The organism is Streptomyces sp. NBC_00080, assembly GCF_045041255.1.
In the GTDB taxonomy this organism is placed as follows: domain Bacteria; phylum Actinomycetota; class Actinomycetes; order Streptomycetales; family Streptomycetaceae; genus Streptomyces; species Streptomyces coriariae.
On sequence record NZ_CP108235.1, the window covers coordinates 5,128,676 to 5,144,756 of the forward strand.

Consider the following 16,081-nt stretch of genomic DNA (forward strand, 5'->3'; position numbering starts at 1 on the left):
GGGGGCGGCAGCCCCCGGGGTCGGGACGGGAAGGGGCGGCGGGGGCGAGAACGGCTCTGGCCGCGCGGCAACAACGCACATCGACTTCGAACGGTTGAGCGATACCTGGTAATGGCTGAGCAAAAACCGTCCCTCTCGGAAACCCGCCCGGAATGGGAACGCCTTCCTCCGGCGTTGCAGCCCCTTGGAGGGCCCCACACCCTCTTTCCGGCATGCCCGCAGCAAGGAGGAACGCCCCGTGAGCCAGTACACCAACAGGCTCGGGCGTCGCTCTTCGGCGGCACCCTCGCGGCTCAGGCTCCACCGCCGCCCCCGCCGCGTCGCGATGCTCTCCGTGCACACCTCTCCGCTCCACCAGCCCGGCACCGGCGACGCGGGCGGCATGAACGTCTACATCGTCGAGCTCGCTCAGCGCCTCGCCGCGATCAACATCGAGGTCGAGATCTTCACGCGCGCGACCACCGGCGGCCTCCCGCCGACCGTCGAGCTGGCCCCCGGAGTCCTCGTCCGGCATGTCGACGCGGGCCCCTACGAGGGTCTCGCCAAGGAGGACCTCCCGGCCCAGCTGTGCGCCTTCACGCACGGAGTGATGCAGGCCTGGGCCGGTCACCGTCCCGGCTACTACGACCTCGTGCACTCGCACTACTGGCTCTCCGGGCACGTCGGCTGGCTGGCCGCCCAGCGCTGGGGCGCCCCCCTGGTGCATGCCATGCACACCATGGCCAAGGTCAAGAACGCCAACCTGGCCGACGGCGACACCCCCGAGCCCGCCGCCCGCGTCATCGGCGAGACCCAGATCGTCGCCGCCGCCGACCGCCTCATCGCCAACACGGCGGAGGAGGCCGACGAACTCGTCCGGCACTACCACGCGGGCCCGGACAAGGTCGCCGTCGTGCACCCGGGCGTCAACCTCGACCGTTTCACCCCGGCGGACGGCCGGGCCGCCGCCCGCGCCCGTCTGGACCTGCCCCAGGACGCGCTGGTCCCCCTCTTCGCGGGCCGCATCCAGCCCCTGAAGGCTCCGGACGTGCTCCTGCGCGCGGTGGCCGTCCTGCTCGACGAGCGCCCCGAGCTGCGCTCCCGCATCGTCGTCCCGATCGTCGGCGGCCCCAGCGGCAGTGGCCTCGCCAAGCCCGAGGGACTGCAGAAGCTGGCCGCGCGGCTCGGTATCGCGGATGTCGTGCGGTTTCGTCCGCCGGTCGGTCAGGACCAGCTCGCGGACTGGTTCCGGGCGGCGTCACTGCTGGTCGTGCCGTCCTACAGCGAGTCCTTCGGGCTCGTCGCCATAGAGGCGCAGGCGGCCGGCACCCCGGTGCTCGCCGCCTCCGTCGGCGGGCTCCCGGTGGCCGTGCGGGACGGCGAGACGGGCTTCCTGGTGCAGGGCCACGATCCGGCCGCCTACGCGCGCGTGCTCGCGCGTTTCGCCGACGGCCCCGACCTCCCCGCCCGGATGGGCGCGGCCGCCACGGCGCACGCCCAGTCCTTCGGCTGGGACACCGCGGCCGCCGCCACCGCCGACGTCTACGCGGCCGCGGCCCAGTCCCACCGCCGTCGCGTACGCTCCGAGCATGGGTGACGTGGAGAAGACGGCCGCACAGGTCATCGAGGGTTTCCTGAAGGACGCGGAGCTGGAGTGGGAGAGCCCGGCCCCCGGAAACTACGTGGTCCAGCTCCCCGGCACCCGGAAACTCAAGACGACCGTCTCCCTCATCGCCGGCCGCCACTCCCTCTCCCTGAACGCCTTCGTCGTCCGTCATCCCGACGAGAACGAGTCCGGTGTCCACCGCTGGCTCCTGGAGCGCAACCTCAAGCTGTACGGCGTGAGCTACGCCGTCGACCGGCTCGGCGACGTCTATGTCACCGCCCGTCTCCCTCTCGCCTCGGTCACCGCCGACGAGATCGACCGACTCATGGGCCAGGTCCTCGAGGCCGCCGACGGTGCCTTCAACACGCTCCTGGAGCTGGGCTTCGCGAGCGCCATCCGCCGGGAGTACGAGTGGCGGGTCTCCCGGGGCGAACCGACGCGCAACCTGGACGCGTTCGCCCATCTGACGCAACGCCCGCCCGGCTGACGTCGGCTCACCCCGGCAGCGGTCGGCTACCGGTCAGGAAGCGTCCGGGTCGTCCGGGTCCGGGTCCGGGGCGGGCGCGGTCGGGGTGGCCGGAGCGTCGAGCTGGTCGGCGAAGGCGCGCAGGGCGTCGGCCAGTTCCTGCTTGGTGGGCAGCTGGTCCAGCTTCTGGTCGAGTTCGTTCAGACGCCGGTTGATCTCGGCCAGGTCGGCCGGCGCGGTGGGCGAGGAGGTCGGCGTGGACGGCGTCTCCGTCGCGTCGGGGTCGGTGCCGCCGCTCGTGGTGCCGCCGCTCGTGGTGCCGCCGCTCGTGGTGCCGCCGTCGACGCCGCCGCTGGTCCCGCCGGAGGTGCCGCTCCCCGTGTCGCCCCCGGTGTCCGACGGCTGGGCGGACGTCGCGCTCGGTACGGGAGTGGCGGGCTCCTCGTCCGAGGCCGCCGCGAGGGCGATGCCGACGCTCAGGGCGATCAGGGCCGCCGCCCCCGCGACGGCGACCGCTATCCGTCTCGCGTGTAAGCCACCCCGTGCGGAAGATGCCTGAGGCCCCTGAGGACCTTGAGGGTCGGGCGTGCCGGGGGAGTGCTGTGTCTCGTCGATGTCCATGAGGCGACGCTATGCGCCGGTCATCGGCGGACGGAGGACTTCCGTCGATCTCCGTACCGCCCGGGTGTGACGCCCACCAACTTCCGGAAATGCCGGGTGAGATGAGCCTGGTCGTAGAAGCCGGACGCCGCCGCGACCTCACCCGGCGGCCGCCCGTCGAGCAGGAGCCGGCGGGCCAGGTCGACCCGGCGGGAGGTGAGGTACTGGTGTGGCGCGATGCCGTACGCCGCGCTGAACGCCCGTACCAGATGGGCCGGATGGGCCGACATGAGCCCGGCGGCCTCGTCCAGCATCAGGCCTTGGACGACCCGTTCGTCGAGGAGCTCGCGCAGGCGGCGCGCGAGGTCCGGGTCGCGGCGCTCGGCGGCGGTGCGCAGCCCCGCGCGCAGATGGGTCCGCAACCGCTCGCCGATCAGCGTCAGCCGGCTGTCGGCCTCCAGCTCGTCGCCGGGCCGGGCGAGCGCGGAGTGCAGCTGCCCGACCCGTCGGCGCAGCACGGGATCGCGCAGGTCGGGGGCGTCGACGGCGGCCCCGATGAGGTCCGCGCCGAGCAGTTCGGCGTCGAGGTACAGGACCCGCTTGCGGAAGCCGCCCGAGGTGGCCGGTGAGCCGTTGTGCGGCACGTGCGGCGGCAGCAGGGACACCGTGTCGTGCGGGGTGCCGTGCTCGTGCCGGTCGAGGTCGTACCGTACGGCGCCGTCGTCGACGATCAGCAGCGTCCACGCCTCGTGGACGTGCATCGGGTACGCGTACTCGGTGAAGTGGGCATGGAAGACCTCCACCACGCCCGGGACGGCCGGGCGCCAGGCGGAGACGTCGGCCGTCCGCTGCGGGGCCATGCAAAGAACGTACAAGACGGCGCCGTAGGCCGGTCGGCAGTCTCGAACCATGAACGCCGAGACACCCACCGCACCCACCGCACCCACCGCACCCGTCGCACCCACGGCATCCACCGCACCGGTCCCGCCCACCGCCCCCCTTCGCTTCGACACGAAGATCGCCGTCCTGCTGCGCGAGGACCTGGAGACCTGGCAGCGCCTGAACGTCACCGCGTTCCTGGTCAGCGGCCTCGGCACGGCCCTCCCCGAGGTGATCGGGGAGCCGTACGAGGACGCGGACGGCGTGGCGTATCTGCCGATGTTCCGCCAGCCGGTGCTGGTCTTCGAAGGCACGAAGGAGACGCTGGCCGCCGCTCACGCGCGCGTGCTCTCCCGGTCCCTCCCACGCGCGGTGTTCACGAGCGACCTCTTCGCCACGGGGCACGACCGCGACAACCGCGCGGCGGTGCGTGCCGTACCGACGGCCGGGCTGGACGTCGTGGGACTGGCGGTCCACGGTCCGAGGAACGCGGTGGACAAGGTGCTGAAGGGCGCACGGATGCACCCCTGACCCCCGCGCCCGCCGCTCAGACGGCGCCGGCGGCCGCAGGCTCGGCGGCAGCGCCGGCCTGCGCGCCGGGAACGGTCGCCGCGACCTCGACCTCGACCTCGACCCCGATCTCGCCCTTGCCCTCGCCCTCCCCGGGAAGGCGTCGCATCAGCACGGCATAGCCGACGCCCGCCGCCGTCCCCACGACCGCGCACATCCCCCACAGCCACTCCGCCCCGAACCGGTCGATGACGAAGCCGGACATCACGGGGGCGACCAGGGAGGCCACGGCCCAGGAGAGCGTGTACATGCCCTGGTAGCGCCCGCGCCCGTGGGTGGGGGAGAGGCGGACGACGAGCCCGGTCTGGGTCGGCGCGTTGACGATCTCCGCCAGGGTCCACACGCAGACGGTGAGCGCGAAGACGCCGACCGACCCGGCGAAGGCGGTGAGCGCGAACCCGTACCCCGCGAGCACCGAGGAGACGATCAGCAGCCGCCGCGGGTCCCGGTGCTCGATGAACCGGGTGACGGGGATCTGCAACGCGACGATGAGCACGCCGTTGACGGCGATCGCCATGCCGTAGTCGGCTGGTGTGAACCCGGCCGCGCCCATCGCCACGGGCAGCCCCACGGACCCCTGCTGGAAGACGAGCGCGACGAGGAAGGACAACCCGACGACGCTCATGAACCGCCCGTCCCGCAGCACGGTCCCCAGCCCCACGCTGTCCTCCCGTACGGCCTTCTCCTCCCGCTCGGGCCGGGACTCGGGCAGCTTGAGGAAGACGACGACCGCGCAGACGAGGGTCATCCCGGCCTCGAGCAGGAACCCGGCGCGGTAGCTGACCTCGGCGATGAACCCGGCGGCCGTCGAGGAGACGGCGAAGCCGAGGTTGATGGCCCAGTAGTTGAGCGAGAAGGCGCGGACCCGGTCCTCGGGCCGCACGATGTCGGCCATCATCGCCTGCACGGCCGGCCGGGAGGCGTTGGAGGCCATGCCGACGAGGAAGGCGACACCGGCGATGGCGACGGGATGCTCCACGAACCCGAGCAGCGCCACGGAGGCCGCCGTCGAGGTCTGCGCGACGAGCAGGGTGGGCCGCCGCCCGAGCCGGTCCGCCATGACCCCGCCACCGAGCGACGAGACGACCCCGCCCAGCCCGAGCAGGGAGGCGACGAGCCCGGCGTAGGAGGCGGAGTACCCGCGGTCGAGTGTCAGGTACAGCGCCATGAAGGTGGCGACGAAGGCGCCGAGCCGGTTGACGAGAGTGCTGGTCCACAGCCACCAGAACTCGCGCGGCAGCCCGGAGAGGGTCTCACGGGCGGCACGTCTCAGGACGGCGACGGACATGGCGGATCCCCCGGGAAGTATGCGGCTCGTGCAAGCGGCTCGTGTAAGTGGCTCAGGCAGCGCTCAGAACTTACGAGAGGCGAAGCGCGGGAGGCCACTCAATTAACAGATCCCGTCAACCGCCAGGCGGCCTGTCCGCTGTACGAGCGGGCGCACAACGGATCGGAGCGGTGGATTACGCTCATACGCATGGCCGACGCACCGTACAAGCTGATCCTCCTCCGCCACGGCGAGAGCGAGTGGAACGCGAAGAACCTGTTCACCGGCTGGGTGGACGTCAACCTCAACGAGAAGGGCGAGAAGGAGGCGGTCCGCGGTGGCGAACTCCTGAAGGATGCCGATCTCCTCCCCGACGTGGTCCACACGTCGCTCCAGAAGCGCGCGATCCGCACGGCCCAGCTGGCCCTGGAGTCCGCCGACCGCCACTGGATCCCGGTCCACCGCTCCTGGCGCCTGAACGAACGCCACTACGGCGCCCTCCAGGGCAAGGACAAGGCGCAGACCCTCGCGGAGTTCGGCGAGGAGCAGTTCATGCTCTGGCGCCGCTCCTACGACACCCCGCCCCCGCCGCTGTCGGACGACTCCGAGTTCTCCCAGGCGGCCGACGCCCGCTACGCGTCCATCCCGCCGGAGCTCCGCCCCCGCACGGAGTGCCTGAAGGACGTCGTCGTCCGCATGCTCCCGTACTGGTACGACGGCATCGTCCCGGACCTCCTGTCCGGCCGCACGGTCCTGGTCGCCGCCCACGGCAACTCGCTCCGAGCCCTCGTCAAGCACCTCGACGGCATCTCCGACGCCGACATCGCAGGCCTGAACATCCCGACGGGCATCCCGCTGGCCTACGAACTCGACGCATCCTTCAAGCCCCTCACCCCCGGCGGCACCTACCTCGACCCGGACGCAGCCGCGGCGGCAATCGAGGCAGTCAAAAACCAGGGCAAGAAGAAGTAACGCGACACCGCTAAGCCCCCGACCTGCGAGTTCCTCGCGGGGCTGGGGCTTTTTGGTGGGGCTGGGCCGTCCCTGGGCCGTCAGCCGGTTGGTCGGGTTGTGCTCAGTGCTTCAGGAAGTCCGGCTCCGGCTGTCCTCTCGTCTCTGCCCGTGCCCCCGCATCGCGGAGGGCTGAGACGGCTGCCGCCGCGTCCTCCTCAGGCACGCAGGCGAGAATGACGGCGGGAACCTGCGTCGCCAGAACCTTGCTGCGCCACAGGCTCAGCCCCGTCAGCCGACGCACGACCTGGACGACGTCCATCACGCGGACACCGGGGTCAGTGATCACCACGTCATGAGGCACGTCGTCGCAAACCAGCAAGAAGTACTCGTCCGCCATGCTGCTCCCCGCCCTTCTCCAGTTCGGAGCGTATGAGCCCTCAGCCGTCATGTCGCATCGTTTTGGTGGCGTCGAAGAGCGGCCGAGGGCGAACTCGTAGGCGCGGCCGTCGATGCGTATGACCGCGTGGAAGCGGACCGCGCCGCGCTTCTGGTACTCGGCGACCTTGGCGAAGGACACGCGGGCATGGTCGTGGAGCTCCCGCTGTGACAGGCCGGCGCGCTTGCCGACCTCCGGCGTAGGTACGTCAAGCACCCGGCTCCGCTCGGGGCGCCGCTCCTGGCTCCGGCCCGCTCCGGCCCGCTCCGCCCCGGCTGCGCCGACGCCCGCGACGGCGGACGGAATGGGTGCTGGGGTGCGTGGAGGTGGGGAGACCGGAGGCAAGTGCGAGGCTAAAACCCGGAAACCCCACTAGATCGACCAGTTCGTGCCAGAATCGTGCTTCTTCGAAACCGTAATGCGATCGTGCGACCGTTGAAGGAATTCATGGCCAGAACGAACTATTCAGGGAATCGCATTTCTCTCACGCTGGAAGAAGTGCTGGCGATTCGCAAGAAACTGACGGAGAGCGCGTTGGGGTCCAAAGACTTCGGCGGAGAACAGCCGCTCGACGGAAATAAGCTCTCTTCCGCCGTGGAGCGCCAGAACACCGGTATGACGGATGGTCGTGGCGTCTATCGAGCCAAGTATGAAAGGCCCCACGAGAAAGCCGCAACCCTATTCTACGGAATCGCCAAGAATCACGCATTCGAGAATGGAAATAAACGCACCGCACTAGTGTGTGCCTTGGTGTCGCTGGAGCGCAACGGTTTCGACCTCTGCAACACGACCGAGGAAGACCTGTATCAGATGGCAACCTCGGTGGTGGCGGGTACCTTTCCCATCGGGAAGGGCGAGGTGAGGGATTCAGAGTCCGAGGTGAGATCCCTGAGTGCCTGGATCCGAAAGAGGGTGCAAAGAAAATCTTTCGGGGATCACGTAATGAGCTTTAAAGATCTACGCAAACTCCTTATCGCCCATGGCTGCACGTTCGACACGCACGAAAACAACTTCATCAGGATTCGCCGAGGATCGCTGACGGTAAAGACGGGTTACCCGAGGGATAATTTCGACGTGGCCGTCTCGGAGATAAAAAAGATTCGCCGAAGGTTGAAACTTGACAATCTCGGCAGTAGTCGAGAATTCTATGATATCGAGAATGCGGTAGATAATTTCGTGAGCGAGTACCGTGATCTTCTGGAACGGCTCGCCGATGCCTAGATTTCCCTGCCTGTCTTAGGCTCTGGCCACTTCCGATGTTCAGCGAACGAGCTGTACAGCAACCACCGCAGTCGCCAGTAGCAGACACCAGGCCACCGCAGCCGAGGTGCGACGGCGACACCCCCAAGTAACTGGCCTGACCGGATCAGAAGGTTCTGGACCGGGCTGCCTGAACCTGGGTCGTCTCCGGGCCGTCCGAAGCCGCTCAACACCGGCCAACATGACCAATGACGACCAGCCAGGCGCCCGTCAGCGGGCCCCCGGAGCTGCAAAAACGCAGGTCCCCAAAACCACGGACAAGACCAGGGCAAGAAGAAGTAGGCAACACCCTTTGGGCCCCCGGCCTGCGGATTCTTCGTGGGGCGGGGGCTCGTTGGTGACTTCGAGCCTCGCACCGCCAGCCGAGACGGAGATGGCCGACTCGCTGGTGGGCCTGATCACCGAACTCGTACTGTGGGTCCGCTGGGTAGGGGAAGCGGTGTCGACGCTGGCGGGGTAACTCATGGGAAGTACAGGCAAGTTCCTCATACCGGCCGTCGCCGTGGCAGCGTTGCTGACGGTCTCGGGGTGTTCGTCGGAGGACAAGCCGGCCGCCCAGGCTTCCCCGTCCGAGCTCGCTCACTACACGGCCGCTCCCGGACCGGCCACTCCGACGCAGAGCCCGACGACGGCAGCGCCCGCGAAGTGCGTGAAGACCAGTGGCATGAGCGTCGTGCAGCTGACCGCCTATCTGAAGGAACTGCGCAGCGGCAGCGGCGAGTACCGGTCCAGGGGGTTGACCCTGGATTCGTCAGGCCTGAACTTCACCCCGGAGGCGATCCGAAGACCGTGCGAGGCGGTCACGGTGAAGCTCGCCCGCTACTGGGTCGATGTCGAGAAGACGAGGGAGGAGACCGCCGTCAGCCCTGCCCGCTACGAGTACGACTACACGCTGATCAACGTCACGTCCCACAAGGCCGGTCCGAAGGACGGCAGGGTCCCCGACACCGCGCCGCCGGGGGGCGCCGACTGTCAGGGCACGGTTTCGGTGGCCTACCTCGGTGAGGACATCCCGCTGGGATCCCTGCCGTACGACTTGGAGCTGACCGATACGACAACCGCTGTCCCGGTCGAGGTGGACGGCGACGGGGTGCTGTCCGCGATCTACGTCTCGCCCGTCGGCGTGGAGTCCTGCTGACCGCCGATTCCTTCTGGAGGGGTGTCGGGTGGGGGTGGCGGTGTGGACAGTGCTGTCAGGTAGGGAGGCAGCGCTGCCGAGGTGGCGGGGAGGGGGAAGCGGGTGGCGAGGTGTCCGTCGGGGCGGATGACGTAGGCGGTCGGGCCGCTGGGGTGGTAGAGGCGGGCGAACTCACCGGCGGCGTCGCGGTAGGTGGGGACGGGGAGGGTGTCCGGGGTGGACGGCTCGGCTGCGGCTTCGCGGGCGAGCAGGGCGATGAGCTGGAGGTCGGGGCCGGTGGCCGCGGTGGCCTTGGCTGTCGCTTCCACGGAGTCGGCTGCCGCTGCCACCGTCGTGGGGTCCGTCGCGTAGAGGAGAACCACGTGCCCCGTGCGTTCGCGCAGGACGTCGAGCAGGCGCCAGGGGTAGGCAGACCCGGAGGCGGTCAGGCCGGCGCAGTCCGGGGCGCGGTCGCCGGGGTGCAGAGTTGCCGGGGAGTCTTCCGGGGCGTGGTCGCCCGGCCGGGGTGTCTCGGGGGAGCCGTCGAGGTGGGGAGCCAGGGGCCCGTTGCGGTAGTTGACGAGGAGTTGGGCCTCTCGGAGCAGGATGGTGCGTGGGTCGTCGGGGTCGGCCTCGATGCCCTGGGTGGCGTGGCGGACCGTCCGGCCGACGACCTCCTCGCCGATCGGGCGGCGCTCGGCGTCGTAGGTGGCCAGGAGGGCGGGTCCGGCCTCTCCCCGGATGACGAGGGCCAGTTTCCAGGCCAGGTTGCACGCGTCCTGGATGCCGGTGTTCATGCCCTGGGCGCCGGTGGGCGGATGGATGTGGGCGGCGTCGCCCGCGACGAAGACGCGCCCGTCGGCGTAGCGGTCGACGATGCGGTGGCTGATGCGGAAGACGGAGGACCACCGCAGCCGGGAGAGGACCGCCGGTTCCGGGGCGAGGCGGTCGACCACCGCTTGGAGGTGGTGCAGCTCCGGGGCGCGACCGCTCTCCAGGCCGTGCGCCACGCCGTCGTCGGACGTCACGCTGCCGCCGGACGTCATACCGTCGCCGGGCGTACTGCCGTCGGTGTTTGTCCGCGTGGAGAGTTCGGGCGGGACGAGCATCGACATGCGGTAGCGGCCGGGACCGGGGAGCGGGATGCAGACCAGCAGGTCGTCGGTGGAGCCGTCGGCGGCGAGGTGGCTGGAGCGGATGCCGTAGCCGTGGGGGATGTCCCAGTCCGCCTCGACGTCGCCCAGCATGTACTCCTCGTCGAAGGCCGCCCCCTCGTAGCCGAGGCCGAGCCCCTTGCGCACGGTGCTGTGGGCTCCGTCGCAGCCGATCAGATAGCCGGTCCGCAGCTCCTCCTCCGTGCCGGAGGCGGTGCGCAGGCGGGCGGTGACCCCGTCCTGGTCCTGGGTGAACGACAGCAGCTCGGTGCCGCGTTCGATGGACGTACCGAGGTCGGCGACGTACTCCTCCAGGAGGCGCTCCGTCTCGTACTGCGGTAGCGCGGCGAATGCGTAGGGCACTTCGGGCGGCAGCGTGAGCTCGATGCGCGCCCGCTCCCGGCCGTTGACGTGGATCAGCTGACCGCGCAGCACCGTTGCGGCCTCCAGGACCGTGCGGGCCAGGCCCATCCGGTCCCAGATCTCCAGGGTGCGCGGCTGGATGCCGACGGCCTTCGCGTACGGGAGGCGGGCGGGCAGCCGGTCCACGAGCCGGCAGCGCACCCCCTGCCGGCGCAACTCCGCCGCGGCGCTCAGGCCGACCGGGCCGGCGCCCGCGATCAGTACGTCGGTCGTTGGGGTGCGTGTCACGGGCGCCTCCCGGTGTGGTGCTCGACCCCTGGAACGTCCCCTGGACCGGTCCCGTCACCCATGGTCACCCGGCGTCGGCCGGACGGCGACCGGGGCAGCCCGCCGCCACGGGCGACCGGATATTCCGATTTACGGGGTTCAGTCGATGTGGCCGGATATCGTCACCGATGCGTCACAGGTCGGTCCTCGGGAGAACCCGTTCGCCTGCCCGCTCTGTCTGCGTTGACGGACGACACGCAGGTGGGTCGGTGGCTTGGTGGGTGCCGAGGGCCGATGCCCTCGGCCATTCGGATCCGGGGGCAGCATGCGGTACGCGAAGACGAACGAGAACGCCAACACGAACGAGAGTGCCGACAAGGGCGCCTACATGGGCGCCGACAAGGGCGCCGACAAGGGCGCCGACAAGGGCGCCGACAAGAACGCCAGTAAGAACGCGAACAGGAACGGGAACGGGAACATGCGCTGGAACAGGTTCGGAATTCGGGGTTCCGTGATGGCGGCCGCCGTGGCCTCGGCCGCTCTGGTGGTGACGGGGTGCGGTTCGGGGGAGTCGCCCAGCGCCTCCGCGAGTCCGGCCTCCGGGAGCCCCGCCTCCGTCAGCCCCGCCTCCGCGACCCCCACCCACGTGGCCTCCCCTTCCATGGCCTCCCCTTCCGTGGCCTCCGCCTCCGCGAGTGCCGCCGCCGTGACGCCTGCCGTGGACAGTTCCCGGGGTGCCGCTGCCGCCGCGCCGGTCTGTTCCGTGGGGAGCCTGAAGGTCGCCGCCCGGCAGGCCGCCGATCGGCCGTCGGGTACGGGGACCGGGGCGGCGATCGTCGAGTTCACCAACAGCTCGGCCAAGGCCTGCGTCCTCAAGGGTCATCCGACCGTCGCGGGCGCCGGCAACGGCTCTCCGGAGAAGAACGCCCCGCTCTCCGTCACGACCACCGGATCCGCCTCGCCGGTGACGCTGGCCCCCAAGGGCAAGGCATGGGTGAAGCTGACCTTCGTACAGGTGCAGGGGGAGGCCGACGGGTTCTGCGAATCCGGTGCGGAGCCCGTGGTGTACCCCACGCTCGTCATCGGTCTGCCGGGCGCGGGGAAGCACCAGGTCGCCCTGGACGACGGCCAGTTCGCGCAGTGCGACAACAAGGTGACCGTCACCGCCGTATCCGCGGTCAAGCCCACCTGATCCGGTCAGCGCCCCTCGGCGGACGCTCCGAGCGATCTCACACCGTCAGCGGCACCGGGTGGATCTCGTCCGCCATGTGCCCGGTGCGCTCGTGGACGCGCAGGACGGCCTCCGCCGAGGGCCCTTCGGAGAGGCAGTAGACGGTTCCGGACTCCGGGTCCGCCCAGGCCCGTTCGAAGTGCACGCCCTCTTCGCCCTCGATGGCGAGGTCCGCCCGGTGGGCCTCGAGGAGCTGGTCGGCGGTGATGCCGTGCATGTCGTGGTGGACGTCCATGAAGCGGGTCATGACTGCCCGCCCCCTTCCAGTCGCCGTGCGTGTGCCCGTGCTGTGCCTGCGTCCGCGACGTGCACGGCCGCACTTCCATGCTGCGCTCGCGCTCCCCGCGCGGCGACCGGACGAGGAACGGCCCGGGCATGACGAGGGGCCCGGTGCCGGTGTCGGCGCCGGGCCCCTCGTCATGCCCGCGTTCGTCGTACGGCTTCAGCCGCACTGGCAGGGGTTGCCCGACTGGCACCCGCAGCCGCATCCCGAACCGCAGCCGCACGCGCCGATGAGCATCAGGTTCCTGATCTCGGCGGGCTGCTCGGTCGGGCGTTCCTGTGCGGGGTCGGGCGTGGGAGTGATGGGGGACTCGGCCATGGGTTCCTCCCGGAGGCGTAGGACCTGTGCCCATTGCATGCCCGTTCCGCTGGGCGCATCAACGGCTCAACGGCGCACAGCGGCTTGCGCGCGCCCTGAGGAGATCCGGTACGCCCCCGCCGGACGGCCCCCGCGGTCACCCGCTCACCGCCGCAGCCTCCCGGTCACCCGCTCACCGTCCGGCTCAGACCCCCTCGGCCGCCGTCCCCGTGCCCGTCCCCGCTCCGGTCGTCGGCTGGATGTCCGGCTGGATCTCCGGCTGGAGCTCGTCCGCGTGCTCGCCCGTCACCAGGAACACCACGCGCTTGGCGACGGCCACCGCGTGGTCGGCGAAGCGCTCGTAGTAGCGGCCCAGCAGCGTGACGTCGACGGCGGTCTCGATGCCGTGCTTCCAGCGGTCGTCCAGCAGGTGCTGGAAGAGGGTGCGGTGCAGGAGGTCCATCGCGTCGTCGTCCGACTCCAGCTGGAGGGCGAGGTCGACGTCCTTGGTGACGACGACCTCCGCCGCCTTCGCCATCAGACGCTGCGCGAGCTGGCCCATCTCCAGGATGGTGGCGTGCAGGTCCTGCGGGACCGCGCGGTTCGGGAAGCGCAGCCGCGCCAGCTTCGCCACGTGCTGGGCGAGGTCGCCGGAGCGCTCCAGATCGGCCGACATCCGCAGCGACGTGACGACGATCCGCAGGTCCGTCGCCACCGGCTGCTGCCGGGCCAGCAGTGCTATCGCCCGTGCCTCCAGGTCGTGCTGGAGCTCGTCGACCTTCTTGTCGGCCTCGATGACGCTCTCGGCGAGCTTCAGGTCGGCGTCGAGAATGGCGGTCGTGGCGCGTCCGATCGCCGACCCGACCAGCCGGGCCATCTCCACCAGGCTGTCGCCGATCGAGTCCAGTTCCTCGTGGTACGCGTCCCGCATCAGGGTTCCCTCTCGTACGTCGTGCTTGGGGTTCGGGTTCGGTTCCGGGGGCCAGAACCGGCCGCGAACCGGGTCGTCACCGGCTGCTGCACCGGCGCCGACCGGCCCTGGAACCGGTGCTGCGAACCCCACGGTGCCACGCTCCGCCCCGTACGCGTCGATTTCCGGCACCCCAAATGAACCACCACTGGCTCCAAGGTGAACTCTGGGCGACGAGTGTTCGAGGTCGCACCTCGATAGCTGTGGCCAGGACCGATCGCGTGCCTAACCTGGTGGCATGGACGTGAACGCGGCGGTCGCCGCAGCGGCAGCGATCGCCGGGGTGCTCACCGGTGTCATCGCCATGCTGGCGTTCCGCTGGAGCGAGCGGGAGCAGAAGCGCCCCACGCGCACCTCGCTGCACACGGACCCGGTGCTTCCGCCGGGTGTGGACACCGTCCTCTCCGTGCTTCGCTCCTCCGCCGTCGTGCTCGACGAGGCCGACGCCGTCGTGAAGGCCAGCTCCGCCGCCTACGCCCTCGGGCTGGTGCGCGGCGGCCGGCTCAGCGTCGAGCCGATGCTCAAGATGGCCCGGGACACCAGACGCGACGGAGAGATACGCCAGGTCGAGCTGGACCTTCCCCGGCGCGGGACCGGGCGCGGCGAGGCTCTCGCCGTGTCCGCCAGAGTGGCCCCGCTGGGCTCACGGCTGGTCCTCCTTCTGGTGGAGGACCTCACCGAGGCCCGTCGTATCGAGGCGGTCCGGCGGGACTTCGTGGCGAACGTCAGCCATGAGCTGAAGACCCCGGTCGGCGCGCTCTCCCTTCTCTCCGAGGCCGTCATGGACGCCTCGGAGGATCCGGAGGCGGTGGAGCGGTTCGCCGGCCGGATGCAGATCGAGGCGACCCGGCTGACCAGTCTGGTCCAGGAGCTCATCGACCTCTCCAGGGTCCAGAACGACGATCCTCTCGAGGACGCCGAACCGGTCGGCATCGACGAGCTGGTCGCCGAGGCCGTCGACCGCTGCCGTCACCAGGCCGGGACCAAGCAGATCACCATGGCCGCCGGCGGCACCGCCGACCTGCGCGTCTTCGGGAACCGGGGCCAGCTGGCCGCCGCACTCGGCAACCTGGTCGAGAACGCCGTCAACTACTCGCCCGCCCGGACCCGCGTCGGCATAGCCGCCCGCCGGGTGGGCGCGCCGGGCGGGGACCTGATCGAGATCGCCGTGACCGACCAGGGCATCGGCATCTCCGACAAGGACAAGGAGCGCATCTTCGAGCGCTTCTACCGCGTCGACCCGGCCCGCTCCCGCCAGACGGGCGGCACGGGGCTCGGGCTGGCGATCGTCAAGCACGTGGCCGCCTCGCACGGCGGGGAGGTCACGGTGTGGAGCGCCGAGAACCAGGGCTCCACGTTCACCCTGCGGCTGCCGGAGGCGGGCGTGGCCCGCGACCGCGCACAGCAGCATCCCGACCCGGACGAGGTCGACGACGTCGACGACCTCGGTGACGTCGACGGCCTCGACGAGGTCGGCCACTCCTCACCTCACCGCTCCACCCAGACACCACCCCGCGCCTCATCCCCCGATTCGTCCGCGTACCGGACGCTTTCCGCCCCGGAGGTCCTTCCGTGACCCGAGTGCTCGTCGTCGAGGACGAGGAGTCCTTTTCCGACGCCCTGTCCTACATGCTCCGCAAGGAAGGCTTCGAGGTCGCCATCGCGGCCACCGGGCCCGACGGACTCGACGAGTTCGAGCGCAACGGCGCCGACCTCGTACTGCTCGACCTGATGCTGCCGGGCCTGCCCGGTACGGAGGTGTGCCGTCAGCTGCGCGGCCGCTCCAACGTCCCCGTGATCATGGTGACCGCGAAGGACAGCGAGATCGACAAGGTCGTCGGCCTGGAGATAGGAGCCGACGACTACGTCACCAAGCCCTTCTCGTCACGCGAGCTGGTCGCCCGTATCCGGGCCGTACTGCGCCGCCGGGGCGAGCCGGAGGAGGTGACCCCGGCGGCCCTGGAGGCCGGCCCGGTCCGTATGGACGTCGACCGCCACGTCGTGACGGTCTCCGGCTCCAAGGTCGACCTGCCCCTGAAGGAGTTCGACCTCCTGGAGATGCTGCTGCGCAACGCCGGCCGCGTCCTGACCCGTATGCAGCTCATCGACCGGGTCTGGGGCGCCGACTACGTGGGCGACACCAAGACCCTCGACGTCCACGTCAAGCGCCTGCGCGCCAAGATCGAGCCCGACCCCGGTGCTCCGCGTTACCTGGTGACGGTCCGCGGCCTGGGTTACAAGTTCGAGCCGTAGGCCGGACCGGCCACGGCCGCTCCTGCCGACGGACGGAGTCCGGCGCAGCACTGTGAAGCCCGCGTAGCGGTGCGAGGGGTGCGTGGGGATGGTGCTCGAGCCCGACCCCGGTGCTCCGCGTTACCTGGT

17 protein-coding genes and 1 pseudogene are annotated in these 16,081 nt (G+C 70.3%); 9 read left to right on the top strand and 9 right to left on the bottom strand.

Annotated features, from left to right (window positions below):
- The first annotated feature begins 238 nt into the window (after window positions 1-238).
- Window positions 239-1,576 (top strand): D-inositol-3-phosphate glycosyltransferase, encoded by a 1,338-nt coding sequence (gene mshA, locus OHU34_RS23030; RefSeq protein WP_020130333.1) that lies wholly within the window; start codon window positions 239-241, stop codon window positions 1,574-1,576.
- A complete protein-coding gene (locus OHU34_RS23035) occupies window positions 1,569-2,072 on the top strand; it encodes a YbjN domain-containing protein (protein ID WP_230195353.1) in 504 nt (167 codons plus the stop codon). Before mshA ends, OHU34_RS23035 begins: the two co-directional genes overlap by 8 nt.
- A gap of 33 nt (window positions 2,073-2,105) precedes the next feature.
- Here the strand turns inward: OHU34_RS23035 and OHU34_RS23040 are convergent, their stop codons facing one another.
- Window positions 2,106-2,672: a hypothetical protein gene (locus OHU34_RS23040; RefSeq protein ID WP_405768082.1), complete on the bottom strand. Its 567-nt coding sequence runs from the start codon at window positions 2,670-2,672 to the stop codon at window positions 2,106-2,108.
- A 20-nt stretch (window positions 2,673-2,692) separates the two neighbouring features.
- Window positions 2,693-3,511 carry an AraC family transcriptional regulator gene (locus tag OHU34_RS23045; protein ID WP_230195355.1) on the bottom strand — a complete coding sequence of 273 codons (819 nt, stop codon included), beginning with the start codon at window positions 3,509-3,511 and terminating at the stop codon, window positions 2,693-2,695.
- Window positions 3,512-3,560: 49 nt separating this feature from the next.
- On the opposite strand from OHU34_RS23045, the gene OHU34_RS23050 reads away from it, so the two are divergent.
- Complete coding sequence (locus OHU34_RS23050; protein ID WP_405768086.1) at window positions 3,561-4,061, top strand: DUF2000 family protein; 501 nt, start codon at window positions 3,561-3,563, stop codon at window positions 4,059-4,061.
- A 16-nt stretch (window positions 4,062-4,077) separates the two neighbouring features.
- Here OHU34_RS23050 and OHU34_RS23055 read toward each other — a convergent pair whose 3' ends face one another.
- Window positions 4,078-5,388, bottom strand: coding sequence for an MDR family MFS transporter (locus OHU34_RS23055; protein WP_405768088.1), 1,311 nt, complete (start codon window positions 5,386-5,388; stop codon window positions 4,078-4,080).
- Between the two features lie 189 nt (window positions 5,389-5,577).
- Between OHU34_RS23055 and OHU34_RS23060 the strand changes: the two genes are divergently transcribed.
- Window positions 5,578-6,339: a phosphoglyceromutase gene (locus tag OHU34_RS23060; RefSeq protein ID WP_020130328.1), complete on the top strand. Its 762-nt coding sequence runs from the start codon at window positions 5,578-5,580 to the stop codon at window positions 6,337-6,339.
- Window positions 6,340-6,442: 103 nt separating this feature from the next.
- Here OHU34_RS23060 and OHU34_RS23065 read toward each other — a convergent pair whose 3' ends face one another.
- Window positions 6,443-6,718 carry a ribosomal protein L7/L12 gene (locus tag OHU34_RS23065; protein ID WP_142264950.1) on the bottom strand — a complete coding sequence of 92 codons (276 nt, stop codon included), beginning with the start codon at window positions 6,716-6,718 and terminating at the stop codon, window positions 6,443-6,445.
- 6 nt (window positions 6,719-6,724) lie between these two features.
- Window positions 6,725-6,952 (bottom strand): annotated as a pseudogene (locus OHU34_RS23070) (replication initiator); the annotation flags it as partial.
- A gap of 252 nt (window positions 6,953-7,204) precedes the next feature.
- Between OHU34_RS23070 and OHU34_RS23075 the strand changes: the two are divergent.
- Together OHU34_RS23075 and OHU34_RS23080 are read left to right on the top strand one after the other, a co-directional pair.
- Window positions 7,205-7,978: a type II toxin-antitoxin system death-on-curing family toxin gene (locus OHU34_RS23075; RefSeq protein ID WP_230195356.1), complete on the top strand. Its 774-nt coding sequence runs from the start codon at window positions 7,205-7,207 to the stop codon at window positions 7,976-7,978.
- Between the two features lie 502 nt (window positions 7,979-8,480).
- Window positions 8,481-9,155, top strand: a complete 675-nt coding sequence (locus OHU34_RS23080; RefSeq protein WP_405768090.1) for a hypothetical protein — start codon at window positions 8,481-8,483, stop codon at window positions 9,153-9,155.
- Here OHU34_RS23080 and OHU34_RS23085 read toward each other — a convergent pair.
- Window positions 9,122-10,939 (bottom strand): FAD-dependent monooxygenase, encoded by a 1,818-nt coding sequence (locus tag OHU34_RS23085; protein ID WP_405768093.1) that lies wholly within the window; start codon window positions 10,937-10,939, stop codon window positions 9,122-9,124. The genes OHU34_RS23080 and OHU34_RS23085 overlap by 34 nt on opposite strands.
- Before the next feature lie 493 nt (window positions 10,940-11,432).
- Between OHU34_RS23085 and OHU34_RS23090 the strand changes: the two genes are divergently transcribed.
- Window positions 11,433-12,110 (top strand): DUF4232 domain-containing protein, encoded by a 678-nt coding sequence (locus OHU34_RS23090; protein ID WP_405772337.1) that lies wholly within the window; start codon window positions 11,433-11,435, stop codon window positions 12,108-12,110.
- 37 nt (window positions 12,111-12,147) lie between these two features.
- Here OHU34_RS23090 and OHU34_RS23095 read toward each other — a convergent pair whose 3' ends face one another.
- The 3 genes from OHU34_RS23095 to phoU all read right to left on the bottom strand — a co-directional run bounded on the left by OHU34_RS23095 (window position 12,148) and on the right by phoU (window position 13,660).
- Window positions 12,148-12,396, bottom strand: a complete 249-nt coding sequence (locus OHU34_RS23095) for an SCO4226 family nickel-binding protein (RefSeq protein WP_142264944.1) — start codon at window positions 12,394-12,396, stop codon at window positions 12,148-12,150.
- A 195-nt stretch (window positions 12,397-12,591) separates the two neighbouring features.
- Window positions 12,592-12,750, bottom strand: a complete 159-nt coding sequence (locus tag OHU34_RS23100) for a hypothetical protein (RefSeq protein ID WP_171398028.1) — start codon at window positions 12,748-12,750, stop codon at window positions 12,592-12,594.
- Between the two features lie 184 nt (window positions 12,751-12,934).
- Window positions 12,935-13,660 (bottom strand): phosphate signaling complex protein PhoU, encoded by a 726-nt coding sequence (gene phoU / locus OHU34_RS23105; protein ID WP_389511267.1) that lies wholly within the window; start codon window positions 13,658-13,660, stop codon window positions 12,935-12,937.
- 277 nt (window positions 13,661-13,937) lie between these two features.
- Between phoU and OHU34_RS23110 the strand changes: the two genes are divergently transcribed.
- Window positions 13,938-15,275 (top strand): cell wall metabolism sensor histidine kinase WalK, encoded by a 1,338-nt coding sequence (locus tag OHU34_RS23110; RefSeq protein WP_142264943.1) that lies wholly within the window; start codon window positions 13,938-13,940, stop codon window positions 15,273-15,275.
- Entirely contained in the window at window positions 15,272-15,952 is a 681-nt protein-coding gene (locus tag OHU34_RS23115) for a response regulator transcription factor (RefSeq protein ID WP_007382946.1), read from the top strand. The genes OHU34_RS23110 and OHU34_RS23115 overlap by 4 nt, the downstream gene beginning before the upstream one ends.
- Window positions 15,953-16,081 lie beyond the last annotated feature (129 nt).